Source organism: Mesorhizobium sp. B3-1-6, assembly GCF_006439555.1.
Taxonomy (GTDB): domain Bacteria; phylum Pseudomonadota; class Alphaproteobacteria; order Rhizobiales; family Rhizobiaceae; genus Mesorhizobium.
Genome location: NZ_VFTM01000023.1, coordinates 23779 through 40033 on the forward strand (window position 1 = coordinate 23779; position 16255 = coordinate 40033).

Sequence of the window (16255 nt, forward strand, 5' to 3'; positions counted from 1 at the left end):
ATTCATCGTGAGTTTATGACGGCGGCAGCGAGATGGATGATGGCACTGAAACTCTGGTCGGTTTTGTCGGCGCGCATGGCGATACGTTTGAATTCCTTGAGTTTGCAGAAGAAGTTTTCGATCAGATGACGCCATTTGTACATCTCGGCATCGAGCGGCAGCGGCTTTGCACGGCGCGAGTGCTGAGAAATGACGACCTTGGCGCCGCGCTCGTTCAGATCGGCGATGATGACGTTGCTGTCGAAGGCCTTATCGGCGATCAGAGCGTCGAAGCAGAGGCCCGCGATGAGCGGTTCAACACCGACCGTATCGAACCGCTGGCCCGGCAGCAGGACAAAGCGCACGAGATTGCCAAGCGCGTCGGTAAGCGCCAAGATCTTGGTCGTCATGCCGCCTTTGGAGCGACCAATGGCCTGGCTCTGAGTCCCCCTTTTGCGCCCTGGCCGTGGCGATGGACTTTGACGATGGTTGCGTCGACCATGGCGTATTCCATGTCCGGTTCGTCCGAGCAGGCCTCGAAAAGCCGAATGAAAACATCGGCTTTGACCCAACCGCGGTATCGCGTGAAGACGCTGTTCCACTTGCCGAAGAAGGCTGGCAGATCGCGCCATGGGCTTCCAGTGCGCACGATCCATCGAACCGCTTCAACAAACAGGCGATTGTCACCTCCGCTTCGTCCAGGGTCTATCGCCTTACCCAGACAATGCGGTTCCATCCTCGCCCACTGGGCGTCCGTCAGCACGAATCGTTCCATCAAAAGCTTGAATCACGACCAAGCCAAGATGGGAATCCTGAATATCAACAAACCTTAGAAGGCGAGAGGCGTGGCTGAGCAGATTTCGACCGCGAATGCGTGGCCGGCGAATCCGGCCGATCTGATCCCGGCAGGCCGCAAGCGCCTCGGCTGGGGCCTGCTGGCTCTCGCGACGCTTGGCCTGCTGGCGATCATCATCGTGCAGGTCCTCTACAAGACCGAAATGTCCACGGTCGGTTTCGACACCTGGCGACCGGTGATCTACGCTTACATCTTGTGGGGCGCAGCGCTCGGCGCCTGGCAGGTGCTGACGCGTGGCGAGGACGGGCAGCGCGCGCTGTTCCTTTTGCCGGCGCTGCTCTTCACCATCGCCATGGTGATCTTCCCGACCCTGTTCGGCTTCTACATCGCGCTCACCGACTGGAACCTCAGCTCGTTTACCGGACGCAGGTTCAACGGCCTCGACAATTTCTGGCAGATGCTGGCCGATCCCTACTACCGCAATGCGCTGTTCAACATGGTGCTCTACGTGCTCGCGGTACTGGTCGAATATGTCATCGCCTTCGGCCTGGCGCTGCTGCTCAACGCGCAGATCCGTGCCCGCAAATTCTTCCGCGTCGTCTTCCTTTTGCCGCTGATGCTGTCGCCGGTCGCGGTGTCCTGGATGGTCGGCAAGTCGCTGATGGAATACCGGTTCGGACCGGCGGCGACGCTGGCGCGCCATCTCGGCTGGGACAATCCCGCCTTCTTCTCCGATCCGATCACCGCCCGCATCTCGATCATGATGCTCGACGCCTGGACCTTCATCCCGTTCATGATGATCATGCTGCTTGCCGGCCTGCAGGCGATGTCGCGCGAGGTTCTGGAAGCCGCCCGCGTCGACGGCGCAACCGCATGGCAGACCTTCTGGCAGGTCACCTTCCCGCTGATGCTGCCGGTGTCGGTGACGGCCGTGATCCTGCGCATCATCTTCAAGCTGAAGCTCGCCGACATCATCATCACCTTGACCTCCGGCGGCCCCGGCGGCGCCACCGATTCCGTGTCGAGCTTCATCTATCGCGAATATCGTGACCGCTCGAATGTCGGCTACGGCACCATGCTGGCCATGGCCTATCTGATCATCATCGTCGTGTTCGTGACCTGGCTGCTGAAATTCGCCAGTCGCTTCGTGCGCAACGTCAACTGAGCGGCCGTCATGAGCGTACAGACCACCGACTACACCGTTTCCGAAATCCGCTCGCCGGCGGCCTTCATCGCCAGCCGCGTCTTCATCTATGGCGCGCTTATCTTCTGGGCTTTCGTCTGTCTGTTCCCGATCTACTGGACGATCACCACCTCGTTCAAATCCGCGGTCGACGTCACGCAAGGGCATCTCATTCCCTTCGTCGACTTCCAGCCGGACTGGAAAGGCTGGCGCTCGCTCGGCCTGTCGCCGGATTCGATCTTCCAGACATCGACTGTGCGCGACGAGTTCCTCAAACGCTTCATGAACTCGGTCATCACCTCTGTCGGGGCATCGGGCCTCGCCATCATCATCGGCAGCCTCGCCGCTTATGGCCTCACCCGCTATCGCTACAAATTCGCCTGGTTCAAGAACGAGGACATCTCCTTCTTCTTCCTGTCGCAACTGATCCTGCCGCCGGTCGTTCTGGCGCTCCCCTTCCTGGTGCTCTACCGCGAAGTGGCCCTCCTTGATACGCGCATCGGGCTCGTGCTCCTCTACACGCTGATGGTGCTGCCGATCGTCATCTGGATCATGCGCGACCAGTTCAACTCGATACCCGTCGAATTGGAGGAGGCAGCCCTTGTCGACGGGCTGTCGATCTGGGGCGCCTTCTTCCGCATCGTCATGCCGATCGCCTTGCCCGGCATGGTCGCCGCCTTCATCCTGGCGATGGTGCTGTGTTGGAACGAGTATTTCTTCGCCGCCCTTCTGACGTCGACGGACGCCAAGACAATCCCCGTCATGGTGGCGAGCCAAACAGGCTCGCAAGGCATCAACTGGTGGTCAATGGCGGCCTTGGCCACGGCCGCGATCGCGCCGCTGGCCATCATCGGCATCGCGCTCGAGCGCTATCTGATCATGGGCATGACGGCCGGCTCGGTGAAATAGGCGCCTTCCCCTTCTCCCCTTGTGACCCCTTGTGACCCCTTGTGGGAGAGGGGAGAGCTAGGCCTGCAGGATCGACCGCAAATGGTCGAGGATCATCGCGACGCCGATCTTGCCGAGACCCGCGGAGGCTTCCGCGGCGCCTTTAGTGTACCAGCCGGTGTTGTCGGCGAAATGCTTCTCGTCCACCGCCTCCGGGCATAGGGCCAGCATCAGCGATGTCTCGCCGATGCCGGCATGGTCGAACGGGTATTTGCCGTTCATCGCGGCCGGCATCAGCGGATGCACTTGCACCCAGTTGAAGACATTCTCGCCCTGGGCGTGGCCGGCATAGTAGTCGGCCATCGTGTTCGAGCCCCACCAGCCCTCGCCGCGCTCCTTTTCGAGGAAACGAAAGATCGCCTGCCGGCCGGCGGTCTTGAAGGCGAGATCGGTCGGCATGCCGGCCGCGAAATTCTCGGTCTGATGATGGATGATGGCGTGGATGTTGCGGAAGCCGATGCGCAGCAGGCCGTAGAACAATTCCTCCGCGAAAGGCGAAAGCGCCGGACCGCCGACCTGCACCGAGCCGCTGCCTTCCGGCGCCGCCACCGCATAGCTTGCCGCGCCGTAATAGAAGGGCGGCAAAATGACGATGTCCCTCTCCTGCTCGATCAGCTCCACCGTCTTGATCACCGCCAGCGTGTCCATGCCGACTGCCATGTGCTCGCCATGGTATTCGAGCACGCCGAGCGGCAGAACGACCGGCCAGTTCTCCTCGATCGCCTTGCGGATCTGGTGCGGCAGCATCAGCTCGTAGCGCATCCCCTACTCCATATTGGTGTGCCTGGCGCGCATCGCTTCCGGTGTCGCCCCGGTCAGCGCCTTGAGCTTAAGCACCATGATTTCGAACAAAAGGAACAATGCGCCTTCGAACAGCGAGCCCATCGGCAGCACCGAGGTTCGGGCGGCGCCCTGATCGCTGGCCATCGTCTGCGCCGGGATGAGCAGCGTGAAGTCGGCAAGCTTCGCGGCGCTGCCTTCCGGTTCTGCGGTCAAGAGCAGCACCTTTGCCCCAGCCGCGCGGGCAACCCGCATCAAGGTCAGCACCGTGGTGGTCTCGCCCGGCCCTGAACTCGCCAGGAAGACATCGCGCTGCCCCAATGGCGGCGTGGTCATGTCGCCGACGACCGAGACCGACAGGCCGAGATGGTAGAGCCGCATGGCGAAGCCCTTGACCTGCAGCGCCTCGCGGCCGCAGCCATGGACGGCGATCCTGCCGGCGCCGGCAAGCATTGCGCAGGCGGCGTCGATTTGGGCTTCATCCGTGCGCGCCAGCACCGCGCCAAGCTCATTCAGCGCGGTCGCGAACATACCTGATCCGGCTTTGGTCATGATGGGGCTCACCCTGCCTGCGGAGGTATCGCTTGGCTTTGTGATGTGCTGCCGCGAAAGGCTTGTTTTGTTTATGCTACCACCGCGAAAATCGCTGTCCAACGAGCCTCGGCACTTTTGCTGGGCCACGAGCGTGATAGTGTCATGTCAGACAAATCGCTCCGGGACATCGTCAGACATGAAGACACGGCATTTCGACCGCATCGGCAATGGCGGCATCACCTTCACCGAGCTCGGTTTCGGCACGGCGCCGCTCGGCAATCTCTACCGCGCCATCTCCGACGAGGACGCCAACGCCACCCTGCAGGCGGCATGGGCGACCGGATGCCGCTACTATGATACGGCCCCGCTCTACGGCCTTGGCCTGTCTGAAACCCGCCTCAACCCGTTCCTGCGCGGCAGGAAGCGCGACGACTATGTCTTGTCGAGCAAGGTCGGTCGCATCATGCGCGTCTCTGCGCCGGACCAGCGCACCGGCATCGGCAAGTTCTTCGAGACGCCGTCGCGCCGGGAAGTCTACGACTACAGCTATGACGGCGTCATGCGTTCCTTCGAGGCCTCGCTGGAGCGTCTGGGCGTCGACCGCATCGACATCCTCTTCGTCCATGACGTCGACGTCTTCACCCATGGCAGCAAGGAGGCCTCCGACGCCCGCATCGAGGAGTTCATGTCGTCCGGCTATTACGGGCTGCTTTCGCTGCGCGACCAGGGCGTCATCAAGGCCTTCGGCGGCGGCATCAATGAGTGGCAGGTCGCTCAAACCCTCGCCGAACGCGGCGATTTCGACCTGTTCCTGCTCGCCGGCCGCTACACGCTGCTCGAGCAGGAGGCGCTGCAATCCTTCCTGCCGCTTTGCCAGAAGCGCGGCATCGGCATCGTGCTGGGCGGCCCCTACAATTCCGGCGTGCTTGCGACCGGACCGAAGCCCGGAGCCTTCTACAACTACAGCGAGGCGCCGCAGGAGATCCTGGATCGCGTGGCGCGCATCGAAGCCGTCTGCAAGCGCCACGACGTGCGCCTGATCGAGGCGGCTCTGCAGTTCCCGCTGCAGCATCCTTCGGTGATGTCGGTAATCCCCGGCGGCCAGCGGCCGGCTGAAGTCGAAAGCAACCGCGCGCTGCTCGACACCAAAATACCTGCGGCGCTGTGGGTGGATTTGAAACAGGAAGGCCTGATGCGCGTCGACGCGCCGACAGCCTGAGCCGCTGCGAACAGCCGCAAAAAAGAAAAGCCGGGCAAGCCCGGCTTTTCTGCTCTTAAAAGAAAAGGTCTTAGTTGACCGCGTCCTTGAGGCCCTTGCCGGCCGAGAACTTTGGCACGGTGCGGGCCGGAATCTTCACTTCCGCGCCGGTCTGCGGGTTGCGGCCGGTCGAAGCAGCGCGTTTTGACACGGTGAAATTTCCGAAGCCGACAAGCCGGACATCGCCGCCCTTCTTCAGTTCGCCAGTGATCACGGAGAACACCGCATCGACGGCGGACTGCGCATCAGCCTTCGAAATGCTTGCGGAGTCGGCGACGGCGGACACCAGTTCGTTCTTGTTCATAAAAATTCCCTTCCATGAGAAAACCGGAACTACGACTCATCCGGCAGGAAACGGACTTTAGAAAGAAGCGCTCCGGAACCCAAGCCGAAAACCGCAGAATTCCGGGCTTTTTTCCATTTTTTCATGGCTTTTTCACATGAAAAAGCCGGGCTCAAGGCCCGGCTCTCTCTTTGTGCGCTGCAATGTTAGCAAATACTAATGAGCAAGCGACTTTCCGGCATCGTCGCCGCTGTCGACCGGAGCGGGCGCATTGACCGGCTCGACCCACTCGATCGGCTCCGGCATCCTGGTCAGCGCATGCGCGAGCACCTCGCCGACCCGCGAGACCGGGACGATCTCCATGCCGTTCTTCACATTGTCCGGAATGTCCGCCAGATCCTTGACGTTCTCTTCCGGGATCAGGACCTTCTTGATGCCGCCGCGCAGTGCCGCGAGCAGCTTCTCCTTCAGGCCGCCGATCGGCAGGATACGGCCGCGCAGCGTGATCTCGCCGGTCATCGCCACATCGGCCCGCACCGGAATACCCGTCAGCACCGACACGATGGCCGTGGCCATCGCGGCGCCGGCGGACGGGCCGTCCTTCGGAGTCGCGCCTTCCGGCAAGTGGACGTGGATGTCGCGCTTGTCGAACAGCGGCGGCTCGATGCCGAAATCGATAGCGCGGGAGCGGACATAGGATGCCGCCGCCGAGATCGATTCCTTCATGACGTCGCGCAGATTGCCGGTCACCGTCATGCGGCCCTTGCCGGGCATCATGACGCCTTCGACCGTCAGCAGCTCGCCGCCGACTTCCGTCCAGGCAAGACCCGTGACCACGCCGACCTGATCGTCCGCCTCGACCTGACCGAAGCGGAAGCGCGGCACGCCGAGATAATCGGCGAGGTTGTCCGCCGTGATCTTCACCGTCTTCTTCTTCGTCCGCAGGATCTCGGTCACCGCCTTGCGCCCGAGCTTCATCAGCTCGCGCTCCAGGCTGCGCACGCCGGCTTCCCGCGTGTAGGTCTGGATGATGCCGCGGATCGCGTCCTCGCCGACCGAGAATTCGTTCGGCTGCAGGGCATGGTCGCGGATCACCTTGGGCATCAGGTGACGCTTGGCGATTTCGATCTTCTCGTCCTCGGTGTAGCCGGCGATACGGATGATCTCCATGCGGTCCATCAGGGGCGCAGGGATATTCAGCGTGTTCGCCGTCGTCACGAACATCACGCTCGACAGGTCGTATTCGACCTCGAGGTAATGATCCATGAACGTCGAGTTCTGCTCGGGATCGAGCACCTCGAGCAGGGCCGAAGACGGATCGCCGCGGAAGTCCTGGCCCATCTTGTCGATCTCGTCGAGCAGGAAGAGCGGGTTGGACTTCTTAGCCTTCTTCATCGACTGGATGACCTTGCCGGGCATCGAGCCGATATAGGTCCGCCGGTGGCCACGGATCTCGGCCTCGTCACGCACGCCGCCGAGCGCCATGCGGATGAACTCGCGGCCGGTCGCCTTGGCGATCGACTTGCCGAGCGAGGTCTTGCCGACGCCGGGCGGACCGACGAGGCACAGGATCGGCCCCTTCAGCTTCTTCTGCCGGCTCTGCACGGCCAGATACTCGACGATGCGCTCCTTGACCTTGTCGAGGCCGAAATGGTCGGTGTCGAGGACGTTCTGGGCGAAGGCCAGGTCCTGCTTGACCTTGGAGTTCTTGCCCCACGGGATCGACAGCAGCCAGTCGAGATAGTTGCGCACGACCGTCGATTCAGCCGACATCGGCGACATCGAGCGCAGCTTCTTCAATTCGGCTTCCGCCTTTTCGCGGGCCTCCTTGGAGAGCTTGGTCTTCTTGATGCGCGCCTCGATCTCGGCGGCTTCGTCGCGGCCGTCCTCGCCCTCGCCGAGCTCCTTCTGGATCGCCTTCATCTGCTCGTTGAGGTAGTACTCGCGCTGCGTCTTCTCCATCTGGCGCTTGACGCGCGAACGGATGCGCTTTTCCACCTGGAGCACGGAGATTTCGGCTTCCATGAAGCCCATCGCCTTCTCCAGACGCTCCTTGACGGAAAGCGTGGCGAGCATCTCCTGCTTCTCGGGGATCTTGATGGCGAGATGCGAGGCAACCGTATCGGCGAGCTTGGAATAGTCGTCGATCTGGCTGGCGGCGCCCACCACTTCGGGCGAGATCTTCTTGTTCAGCTTGACATAATTCTCGAAGTCGGTGACGACCGAGCGGGCAAGCGCCTCGATCTCGACCTCTTCCTCTTCCGGTTCGGCGAGCGCGGTAGCGCGGGCTTCGTGGAAATCGGCGCGGTCGGTGAACGAGACGATCTTGGCGCGCGAGGCGCCCTCGACCAGAACCTTCACGGTGCCGTCGGGCAGCTTCAAGAGCTGCAGCACATTGGCGAGCGTGCCGATGTCGAAAATCGCATCGGGCTCAGGATCGTCGTCGGCTGCATTCATCTGGGTGGCGAGCAGGATCTGCTTTTCCTGACCCATCACCTCTTCCAGCGCCTTGATCGACTTTTCACGGCCCACGAAGAGCGGAACGATCATATGCGGGAACACGACGATATCGCGCAGTGGGAGGACTGCGAAAACGCCGTCGCCGGAAGCCTTGGATATCTTGGCCATTGTCCAACCTTTCATGTCGCGGCCGCTTATTTTAGCCAACCGCGAATCTCATATTAACGACCGAGTGTCGTTCCGCCTACCACCGTTTGTGACGGGAGTTTTACAGCACAGAATTCGGCGCCTCGGCCTTCTGCTGTTAGGTGGATGCAGCCGAGGCAAAGATCAAGGGTTAACACGGTCGCTCGACCCGTTCCATCGCATGCCTTCCCGCCTTTCACAGCAAAACGGCGCCACGCGGGCGCCGTTCCATGAAAATTATGGGGTCAAACGCCATTTCAGGCGCTGACATTGCCCTTCTTTTCCTTCTGCTCGGAATAGATGTAGAGCGGCCGGGCGTTGCCGGACACCACCTCTTCCGAGATCACCACTTCGCGCACGCCTTCCAGCGCCGGAAGCTCGAACATGGTGTCGAGCAGGATCGCTTCCATGATGGAGCGCAGGCCGCGGGCACCGGTCTTGCGCTCGATGGCGCGCTTGGCGATCGCCGAAAGCGCGTTCTCGTGGAAGGTCAGGTCGACATTCTCCATCTCGAACAGCCGCTGATATTGCTTGACCAGTGCGTTCTTCGGTTCGGTCAGGATCTGGATCAGCGCCGGCTCGTCGAGGTCTTCCAGCGTCGCCAGGACCGGCAGACGGCCGACGAATTCCGGGATCAGGCCGAATTTCAGCAGATCTTCCGGCTCGACCTGGCGGAACAGGTCGCCGGTGCGCCGATCCTCGGGCGAAGCGACGGTGGCGCCGAAGCCGATCGAGGTCTTGCGGCCGCGGTCCGAGATGATCTTGTCGAGACCCGCGAAGGCGCCGCCGCAGATGAACAGGATGTTGGCGGTATCGACCTGCAGGAATTCCTGCTGCGGATGCTTGCGGCCGCCCTGCGGCGGCACGGAAGCCACCGTGCCTTCCATGATCTTCAAGAGCGCCTGCTGCACGCCCTCGCCCGACACGTCGCGGGTGATCGAGGGATTGTCCGACTTGCGCGAGATTTTGTCGATTTCGTCGATATAGACGATGCCGCGCTGCGCCCGCTCGACATTGTAGTCGGCCGACTGCAACAGCTTCAGGATGATGTTCTCGACGTCCTCGCCGACGTAGCCGGCCTCGGTCAGTGTCGTGGCATCGGCCATGGTGAACGGCACGTCGATGATGCGGGCGAGCGTCTGCGCCAACAGCGTCTTGCCGCAGCCGGTCGGGCCGATCAGCAGGATGTTCGACTTGGCCAGCTCGACGTCGTTGCTCTTGCCCGCATGCGCCAGGCGCTTGTAGTGGTTGTGGACCGCCACCGACAGCACGCGCTTGGCGTAGGGCTGGCCGATGACGTAGTCGTCGAGGACCTTGAGGATTTCCTGCGGTGTCGGCACGCCTTCGCGCGACTTCACCATCGAGGTCTTGTTCTCCTCGCGGATGATGTCCATGCACAGTTCGACGCACTCGTCGCAGATGAAAACCGTCGGCCCGGCGATCAGCTTGCGGACTTCGTGCTGGCTCTTGCCGCAAAACGAGCAGTAAAGCGTGTTCTTTGAATCACCGCCGCCGTTGCTGACCTTGCTCATTTTTCTGTCCTTTCACCAACGCCCGCCGGTGGTCTGGCTTTGAGTGACGTCTCACCAATCTATCGCGGGAATCCGCCACCGCCAGTGTCCCGGCTCACACAGCGCATTCCGTACGAAACACAAATCAGAAAACGCGGCAATGATTCGCAGCAACCCCACGCAAAGCTAAGCCGTCGAAAATCAACATAGCCTTAACGTAGGCAATCCCAACGCCTGTGGGAACAGCCAAATGTGGCCGAAATGCCGCAAGACGCGCCAAAACCGCGTTATGCTGCCATTTGCCGTCGATGCTCAGGCGGAAGCCGTGGCTGTCTCGACGGCTTCGCGGCTGGAAATGACCTTGTCGATCAGACCGAAGTCCTTGGCCTCGTCCGCGGTCATGAAATGGTCGCGGTCGAGCGTCTTCTCGATCTCGTCATAGCTCTTGCCGGTGTGCTTGACATAGACCTCGTTCAAGCGGCGCTTCAGCTTGATGATGTCCTGCGCATGACGTTCGATGTCCGAAGCCTGGCCCTGGAAGCCGCCGGACGGCTGATGGACCATGATCCGGGCATTCGGCGTGGCAAAACGCATGTCCTTGTGGCCGGCGGTCAGGAGCAGCGAACCCATCGACGCGGCCTGGCCGATGCAGAGCGTCGACACCGCCGGCTTGATGAACTGCATGGTGTCGTAGATCGCCATGCCCGAGGTGACGACGCCGCCCGGCGAGTTGATATAGAGGTTTATTTCCTTCTTGGGGTTTTCCGCCTCGAGGAACAAAAGCTGTGCACAAACCAGCGTCGCCATCCCGTCCTCGACCGGACCGGTGATGAAGATGATGCGTTCCTTCAAGAGGCGCGAGAAAATGTCATAGGCACGCTCGCCGCGATTGGTCTGCTCGACCACCATCGGAACGAGGTTCATGTAGGTTTCAACGGGGTTCTTCATGGACTACCCTTGTTGGAGATGGATTCCGGCGCCTCGGTATATCAGCAATCGCGCGGAATCGTTCTGGATTGGTTACGACCTAAATAGGATGTCGGCTCACCCTAGCGCAAGGCCGCCTCTCCTAGCCATCTGGTCAAGTCGAGTAAAGCGCGGCAAGCCCGCAAAGCACGGGCGGCTTGCCTCCGTGAGGTGGGTCCGGTCGAGGTTGACGACCAAAGCCATTCGCAAGGTAGCAATTCCTTAACCGCGCCGCTTAACGAAAAGCCTTGAAATCGCTGTCCGCCCCCGGAGCTTCCGCTACAGTCCTGCGTTGTGAAGGCGTCCTTTTTCAACGGGGGAATGTCATGATCCGCAAAAGCTCCGCATCGCTGGCGGCAGTCGCGATGCTTGCCACCGTCTCCGAAACCGCCGCCGGCGGCCGCGCGCTCGAATGCTATGAGCCGATCCACCGGCCGGCGCTCTACGACACCGTTTACGAGGATGTGATGGTGAGCCCCGGCGGACAGGTGGTCGATTACGACGCGCCGATCTACGGCACCTACCAAAGCGTGGACCAGATCGCGCCGGCGCGCGTCACCTATGAGACCGTCCCGGCGGTGACACGCACGGTCTACCACACGGTCAAGGTCGACGATGGCGGTTATGCCTGGGAGTGGCGCGTCATCCACGGCCGCAAGGTGCTGTGCAAGGTATGGCGCAAGGCCCGCTATGCGCGCGTCGCCGAAACGGTCGTGGTCCAGCCGGAGCGCGCTCGGCGCGTCGTTCAGCCGGCGGAATATGAAGCGGTTGCCCACGAAGTGCTGGTGCGGCCGCAACAAGTCCGCATCCGGGAAATCCCGCCTTCATACGGGACAGTGGCGCGCCGAGTGGTGGTGCGGGAAGGTTCTACAAGCTGGCGGCGGGTGCATATCCCGCGGTACTGCCAGGATTAGAGCAATTCCAGGAAAGTGCTTCGCGGTTTTCCGTTCGGAAATGCTTCAAAACAAAGCCCTAGACGGAATTTCACCTGTGGGCTGCAACCGGCCGGGCGGCGGTGTTCCGCTCCTCGGCCAGAGCTGTTGCTGGCTTAGGCCAGGTCGATGTCGAGAATGGCCATCGAGAAATTATAGTCGCCGTCGTCCTCATCCTTGAAGACGATGCCGAGGAACTCGTCGCCGACATAGACCTCGGCGGAGTCTTCCTTGCGCGGACGTGCCTTGACCTGCAGCTTGGGGTTCTGGAAGACGCGCTTGAAATAGGCGTCCAGCTTTCTGATTTCGTCAGGCTTCAAAAGTCTTCTCCGAAATGTCGGCCTCGTGCGTTGGAAGGCGCTTCTGACACGCCAACAATGGCCATGTAAAGGCAAGCCGGCACAATTGCATAGGACAAGTCGGCCGAAAACCGGCGGCCGGATTTCGGCGGTTCCCGACGACGGCGGAAATCAGATGTCGAAGCTGACCACGTGGTCCATGCTCTGCGACGGCAGGAGCTGGTCCATCTGCCGCGAAGGCTGGTCGCAACCGGTTTCCCCCACGACCCGGGCGGGCACGCCGGCGACCGTCTTGTTGTGCGGCACGGGCGACAGCACGACCGAGCCGGCGGCGATCTTGGAGCAATGGCCGATCTCGATATTGCCGAGGATCTTGGCGCCGGCGCCGATCAGCACGCCGCGGCGGATCTTCGGATGGCGGTCGCCACTGGCCTTGCCAGTGCCACCCAGCGTCACCCCGTGCAGGATCGACACGTCGTCCTCGATGACGGCCGTTTGGCCGACGACCAGGCCCGTGGCATGGTCGAGGAAGATGCCCTTGCCGATGCGGGCGGCCGGATTGATGTCGGTCTGGAACACCGAGGACGAACGGCTCTGCAGGTAGAGCGCGAAGTCCCTGCGGCCTTGGTTCCACAGCCAATGCGCCAGCCGGTGCGTCTGGATCGCGTGAAAACCCTTGAAATAGAGAACCGGCATGATGAAGCGGTCGCAGGCCGGATCGCGGTCGTAATAGGCCTGGATGTCGACGCGAACCGTCGTGCTCCACTCCGGATCGTCGTCCAGCATCGCCTTGAAGGTCTGGCGGATGAGATCGGAACCGATGTCCTGATGCGCCAGCCGTTCGGCAAGCCGGTGGATCACCGCTTCTTCCAGGCTCTCCTGGTTGAGGATGGTCGAATAAAGGAACGCCGCGAGCAGCGGATCGCGGTTCACCGCCTCCATCGCCTCGTCGCGGATCGACCGCCAGATCGGATCGACCGGCTGCACCATACTGGGACGGGCAATCGTAATGCTGTTCATCGACGCTCTCCGGCCTTACTCATTCTGCGGCGGCACATATAGGCTAGATCATACCACGGTTGAACTCAATTTTCCTTAGTGCTTTGTCAAATGGACATGGTTCACGCAGATTCAAGCGACGATGGAAAACGAACCCTTGATCGACGAAGCGCTGAAAAGCGAGCTTGCAGCGCTCTACCAGGCTGCGGATCGCCACTATCACGGCTTGGCTCACATCGAAGCGATGCTGGCTCTGGCAAGCGAATACCGGCACCTTCTTGATGACCCGGAGGCCGTCGAAGCGGCGATCTGGTTCCACGACGCCATCTATGACAGCCGCGCCAAGGACAATGAGGCAAAAAGCGCCGAACTGGCCGAGAAAAGCCTCGCCGGGCGCGCCAACCCCCATCGCCTCGCTTGCATCGCGGCCATGATCAACGCCACCGCCACCCACCAGTTGCCGCCGTTCCGCGACGAGGACGCGCTCAACGATGCAGCTCTTTTGCTCGACATGGATCTGGCGATCCTCGGCGCCAGACCTGCGGTCTTCGATGCCTATGAGAAGGCGGTCCGGCGGGAATATGGCTGGGTGGAGGAGCCGATGTGGCGCGCCGGTCGAGCCGCCGTCGTCCAGAGCTTCCTGGCCCGCCAGCACATCTTCTATACGACGGAGTTCCGGGATCGGTTCGAGGCGCAGGCGAGGGAAAATCTCGGCCGTTCCCTGCAAGCCCTGCAAGACCAGCGCTGATAGGCCCATACTCCCGCTGGGCTTTGCCCCTATGCCTGAATTCCAGGCCCTGCGATCACTACGGAACGTGAACCGCTCCGGAATGGCCGCCAGCATGGAAAACAGCTTCCACCAACCCGTCGACGCCGCGCAGGTACCGCGATTTGCCGGGCTTTCCACCTTCATGCGGCTGCCGGCCGTACCGACCGCGAAAGGGCTGGACATCGCCCTTGTCGGGATTCCATGGGATGGCGGCACGACCAACCGGGCCGGCGCCCGCCACGGCCCGCGCGAAATCAGGAACCAGTCGAGCCTGATGCGTCGCGTCCACCACGTCTCGGGAACCGAACCGTTCAGCATCGCCAATGTCGCCGACGTGGGCGATCTGTCGGTCAATCCCATCAACCTGCTGGACGGGTTGAAGCGCATCGAGGACGGCATTGCCGCGATCATGGCGGACGGTGCCCTGCCGCTAGCCGCCGGCGGCGACCACCTGACGACGCTGCCGGTGCTGCGCGCCGTGGCCCGCAAGGCGCCTGTTGGCATGGTTCACTTCGACGCGCATTCCGACACCAACGATCGCTACTTCGGCGACAATCCCTATACGCACGGAACGCCTTTCCGCCGCGCGATCGAGGAAGGGCTGCTCGACCCCAAGCGGGTTGTCCAGATCGGCATCAGAGGCTCGATCTACGAGCCCGGCGAGCACGAATGGGCAACGTCACGGGGCGTGCGCATCATCTATATGGAAGAGTTCGTCAGACGCGGCGCCGCTTCCGTCATGCAGGAAGCGCGCGATCTTGTCGGCGACAGCCCGACCTATGTGACGTTCGACATCGATTGCATCGATCCGTCCATGGCCCCCGGCACCGGTACGCCGGAACTCGGCGGCTTCACGACGCGCGAGGCGCAGGAGATGGTTCGATTGCTGGACGGATTGAATTTCGCCGGCGCCGATGTCGTCGAGGTCTCGCCTCCGTTCGATCTTGCCGGCATGACGGCGCTGGCCGGCGCGACGATGATGTTCGAGTTGCTGTGCGTGATGGCGAGATCCCTCGCCGACAGGAGAGCGGGCGGCTAGGGCGATCCCAGGAAAGGCGCGCAGCGCCTTCCGCTAATCCGGAAAGGTCTCGATCCTCTCGGCGTAGCCTCTGAATCCCGCGCGCCCGTAAACCGACTGGGCCGCCGGATGATCATAGGTGTCGGTGTGAAGCCAAAGCCTTTGCGGCCCGTGCGACCACGCCGAGCGCAACGCCCGGTCGAGCAGGAACGGCCCCAATCGCTTTCCTTGAAAAGCCGGGACCAGTCCGAAATGAACGAGCTCGATAGCCGCTTCGCCGACATTGTTGAATTCGCAGAAACCTGCGGCTTCGCCATCGACGCGCAGCACATGGATATGCGTGGCGTCATCGGCGAGCAACGTTTCGAGTTCCGCTTCCCGCATGCGCAGATGCTGGTCCCATTGCACCGGTCCGCCGACCGCGCGGTAGAGATGGAGATAGCTTGAAAGACCGAGCCTTTCGCGCGTCACGACGGCGCCAGGCAAAGGCGGCGCAAGCGGAGCGCCCTGAGGCGGCGCGAGCATCTCCATATAGGTGACGAGAAGATCGACCATTTGTGCCGAGGAGCCCCGCACGCTTAGAGCGGGTTTTCGGCGTAGAACTCGAGCACGCGCTGCTTGAAGCTCTTGTCGCCGACGGCAAGCATGTGGTCGCGCCCTTCGATGTGAAAAGCCCTTGCGTTCGGCATCAGCGCCGCAAGTTCGTCCGGCGAACCGCCGATGTCGTCCTTCGTGCCGACGGCGATCAGGGTCGGCTGGGCGATGCGCGCCATGTCGTCCTCGCTGAGCAACTCGCGCGACTTCGCGATGCAAGCCGCGAGCGCGCGACGGTCGCTGCGCGTCTGGTCGGCGAAAGCGCGGAAGGAGCGGCCGCGCGGGTGCGTGGTTTGGGACGGATCTTCCGCCAACAGGGCCGCCGCGATCGGATCCCAGTCGCCGACGCCGTCGACCATGCCGATGCCCAAACCGCCGAACACCAGCGTCGCCACCTTCTCCGGATCGGAGAGCGCCAGGAAAGCCGAGACGCGCGCGCCCATCGAATAACCCATGACATGCGCGCGCTCGATACCGAGATGATCGAGCAGCGCGGCGGCGTCGGAAGCCATCTTCTGCGGCGTGTAGTCGGCCTCGTCATAGCTCTTCGACGACGAGCCGTGGCCGCGATGGTCGAAGGCGATCGCCCGGTAGCCGGCGTCGTTCAGCGTCTTGAACCAGCCCGGCGATACCCAGTTGACATAGTGGCTGGAGGCAAAGCCGTGGATCATCAGCACGGGGTCGCCCTGCCCCGAGGCCGGCTGGCGATCGAGATAGGCGAGTTCGAAACCGTCATGGGAAAAGAACTGCATCGGCAGAT

General features: G+C 62.1%; 17 protein-coding genes. 6 read left to right on the forward strand and 11 right to left on the reverse strand.

The window, feature by feature from the left end:
• Positions 1–2: 2 nt before the first annotated feature.
• Positions 3–754, reverse strand: a protein-coding gene (locus FJ414_RS20240; protein WP_140646115.1) for an IS5 family transposase whose coding sequence is annotated in 2 segments (ribosomal slippage) — positions 3–424 and positions 424–754 — 753 coding nt in all. Because the reading frame shifts where the segments join, the coding sequence is not laid out codon by codon here.
• 70 nt (positions 755–824) lie between these two features.
• On the opposite strand from FJ414_RS20240, the gene FJ414_RS20245 reads away from it, so the two are divergent.
• Both FJ414_RS20245 and FJ414_RS20250 read left to right on the forward strand, forming a co-directional pair.
• Positions 825–1940 (forward strand): sugar ABC transporter permease, encoded by a 1116-nt coding sequence (locus FJ414_RS20245; RefSeq protein WP_140646116.1) that lies wholly within the window; start codon positions 825–827, stop codon positions 1938–1940.
• A gap of 9 nt (positions 1941–1949) precedes the next feature.
• Positions 1950–2867: a carbohydrate ABC transporter permease gene (locus FJ414_RS20250; protein ID WP_140646117.1), complete on the forward strand. Its 918-nt coding sequence runs from the start codon at positions 1950–1952 to the stop codon at positions 2865–2867.
• A gap of 57 nt (positions 2868–2924) precedes the next feature.
• Here FJ414_RS20250 and FJ414_RS20255 read toward each other — a convergent pair whose 3' ends face one another.
• Together FJ414_RS20255 and hxlB are read right to left on the reverse strand one after the other, a co-directional pair.
• On the reverse strand, positions 2925–3668 hold the full coding sequence (locus tag FJ414_RS20255; protein WP_140646118.1) for a creatininase family protein: 744 nt from the start codon (positions 3666–3668) through the stop codon (positions 2925–2927).
• Positions 3669–3671: 3 nt separating this feature from the next.
• A complete protein-coding gene (hxlB, locus tag FJ414_RS20260; RefSeq protein ID WP_140646119.1) occupies positions 3672–4238 on the reverse strand; it encodes a 6-phospho-3-hexuloisomerase in 567 nt (188 codons plus the stop codon).
• A gap of 178 nt (positions 4239–4416) precedes the next feature.
• On the opposite strand from hxlB, the gene FJ414_RS20265 reads away from it, so the two are divergent.
• Positions 4417–5439 carry an aldo/keto reductase gene (locus FJ414_RS20265; RefSeq protein ID WP_140646120.1) on the forward strand — a complete coding sequence of 341 codons (1023 nt, stop codon included), beginning with the start codon at positions 4417–4419 and terminating at the stop codon, positions 5437–5439.
• Between the two features lie 70 nt (positions 5440–5509).
• On the opposite strand, the gene hupB is transcribed toward FJ414_RS20265, so the two are convergent.
• From hupB to clpP, 4 genes are all read right to left on the reverse strand, one after another.
• Positions 5510–5782, reverse strand: coding sequence for a DNA-binding protein HupB (gene hupB / locus FJ414_RS20270; RefSeq protein ID WP_027166452.1), 273 nt, complete (start codon positions 5780–5782; stop codon positions 5510–5512).
• A gap of 195 nt (positions 5783–5977) precedes the next feature.
• A complete protein-coding gene (gene lon, locus FJ414_RS20275; protein ID WP_140646121.1) occupies positions 5978–8389 on the reverse strand; it encodes an endopeptidase La in 2412 nt (803 codons plus the stop codon).
• Between the two features lie 275 nt (positions 8390–8664).
• Positions 8665–9939, reverse strand: a complete 1275-nt coding sequence (clpX, locus tag FJ414_RS20280) for an ATP-dependent Clp protease ATP-binding subunit ClpX (protein ID WP_140646122.1) — start codon at positions 9937–9939, stop codon at positions 8665–8667.
• 291 nt (positions 9940–10230) lie between these two features.
• Complete coding sequence (gene clpP / locus FJ414_RS20285) at positions 10231–10866, reverse strand: ATP-dependent Clp endopeptidase proteolytic subunit ClpP (protein WP_140646123.1); 636 nt, start codon at positions 10864–10866, stop codon at positions 10231–10233.
• Between the two features lie 344 nt (positions 10867–11210).
• On the opposite strand from clpP, the gene FJ414_RS20290 reads away from it, so the two are divergent.
• Positions 11211–11798 (forward strand): hypothetical protein, encoded by a 588-nt coding sequence (locus FJ414_RS20290; protein ID WP_140646124.1) that lies wholly within the window; start codon positions 11211–11213, stop codon positions 11796–11798.
• Between the two features lie 134 nt (positions 11799–11932).
• Here the strand turns inward: FJ414_RS20290 and FJ414_RS20295 are convergent, their stop codons facing one another.
• Together FJ414_RS20295 and cysE are read right to left on the reverse strand one after the other, a co-directional pair.
• Positions 11933–12136 carry a DUF3126 family protein gene (locus FJ414_RS20295; protein WP_027166457.1) on the reverse strand — a complete coding sequence of 68 codons (204 nt, stop codon included), beginning with the start codon at positions 12134–12136 and terminating at the stop codon, positions 11933–11935.
• A gap of 150 nt (positions 12137–12286) precedes the next feature.
• A complete protein-coding gene (gene cysE, locus FJ414_RS20300; RefSeq protein WP_140646125.1) occupies positions 12287–13135 on the reverse strand; it encodes a serine O-acetyltransferase in 849 nt (282 codons plus the stop codon).
• A gap of 121 nt (positions 13136–13256) precedes the next feature.
• Here cysE and FJ414_RS20305 point away from each other — a divergent pair, with 121 nt between their 5' ends.
• Together FJ414_RS20305 and speB are read left to right on the forward strand one after the other, a co-directional pair.
• Positions 13257–13862 carry a hypothetical protein gene (locus tag FJ414_RS20305; RefSeq protein WP_140646126.1) on the forward strand — a complete coding sequence of 202 codons (606 nt, stop codon included), beginning with the start codon at positions 13257–13259 and terminating at the stop codon, positions 13860–13862.
• A 94-nt stretch (positions 13863–13956) separates the two neighbouring features.
• Positions 13957–14922: an agmatinase gene (gene speB / locus FJ414_RS20310; RefSeq protein WP_140646192.1), complete on the forward strand. Its 966-nt coding sequence runs from the start codon at positions 13957–13959 to the stop codon at positions 14920–14922.
• Positions 14923–14955: 33 nt separating this feature from the next.
• Here speB and FJ414_RS20315 read toward each other — a convergent pair whose 3' ends face one another.
• Together FJ414_RS20315 and FJ414_RS20320 are read right to left on the reverse strand one after the other, a co-directional pair.
• Positions 14956–15456 (reverse strand): GNAT family N-acetyltransferase, encoded by a 501-nt coding sequence (locus FJ414_RS20315; RefSeq protein ID WP_140646127.1) that lies wholly within the window; start codon positions 15454–15456, stop codon positions 14956–14958.
• Positions 15457–15479: 23 nt separating this feature from the next.
• Positions 15480–16247 carry an alpha/beta hydrolase gene (locus FJ414_RS20320; RefSeq protein ID WP_140646128.1) on the reverse strand — a complete coding sequence of 256 codons (768 nt, stop codon included), beginning with the start codon at positions 16245–16247 and terminating at the stop codon, positions 15480–15482.
• Positions 16248–16255 lie beyond the last annotated feature (8 nt).

Bases quoted from the DNA above. Each gene is read 5' to 3' on its own strand.
- FJ414_RS20250 (WP_140646117.1), top strand. From the start codon at position 1,950: ATGAGCGTACAGACCACCGACTACACCGTTTCCGAAATCCGCTCGCCG.
- FJ414_RS20255 (WP_140646118.1), bottom strand. From the start codon at position 3,668: ATGCGCTACGAGCTGATGCTGCCGCACCAGATCCGCAAGGCGATCGAG.
- hxlB (WP_140646119.1), bottom strand. From the start codon at position 4,238: ATGACCAAAGCCGGATCAGGTATGTTCGCGACCGCGCTGAATGAGCTT.
- FJ414_RS20265 (WP_140646120.1), top strand. From the start codon at position 4,417: ATGAAGACACGGCATTTCGACCGCATCGGCAATGGCGGCATCACCTTC.
- hupB (WP_027166452.1), bottom strand. From the start codon at position 5,782: ATGAACAAGAACGAACTGGTGTCCGCCGTCGCCGACTCCGCAAGCATT.
- lon (WP_140646121.1), bottom strand. From the start codon at position 8,389: ATGGCCAAGATATCCAAGGCTTCCGGCGACGGCGTTTTCGCAGTCCTC.
- clpX (WP_140646122.1), bottom strand. From the start codon at position 9,939: ATGAGCAAGGTCAGCAACGGCGGCGGTGATTCAAAGAACACGCTTTAC.
- clpP (WP_140646123.1), bottom strand. From the start codon at position 10,866: ATGAAGAACCCCGTTGAAACCTACATGAACCTCGTTCCGATGGTGGTC.
- FJ414_RS20290 (WP_140646124.1), top strand. From the start codon at position 11,211: ATGATCCGCAAAAGCTCCGCATCGCTGGCGGCAGTCGCGATGCTTGCC.
- cysE (WP_140646125.1), bottom strand. From the start codon at position 13,135: ATGAACAGCATTACGATTGCCCGTCCCAGTATGGTGCAGCCGGTCGAT.
- FJ414_RS20305 (WP_140646126.1), top strand. From the start codon at position 13,257: ATGGAAAACGAACCCTTGATCGACGAAGCGCTGAAAAGCGAGCTTGCA.
- speB (WP_140646192.1), top strand. From the start codon at position 13,957: ATGGAAAACAGCTTCCACCAACCCGTCGACGCCGCGCAGGTACCGCGA.
- FJ414_RS20315 (WP_140646127.1), bottom strand. From the start codon at position 15,456: ATGGTCGATCTTCTCGTCACCTATATGGAGATGCTCGCGCCGCCTCAG.
- FJ414_RS20320 (WP_140646128.1), bottom strand. From the start codon at position 16,247: ATGCAGTTCTTTTCCCATGACGGTTTCGAACTCGCCTATCTCGATCGC.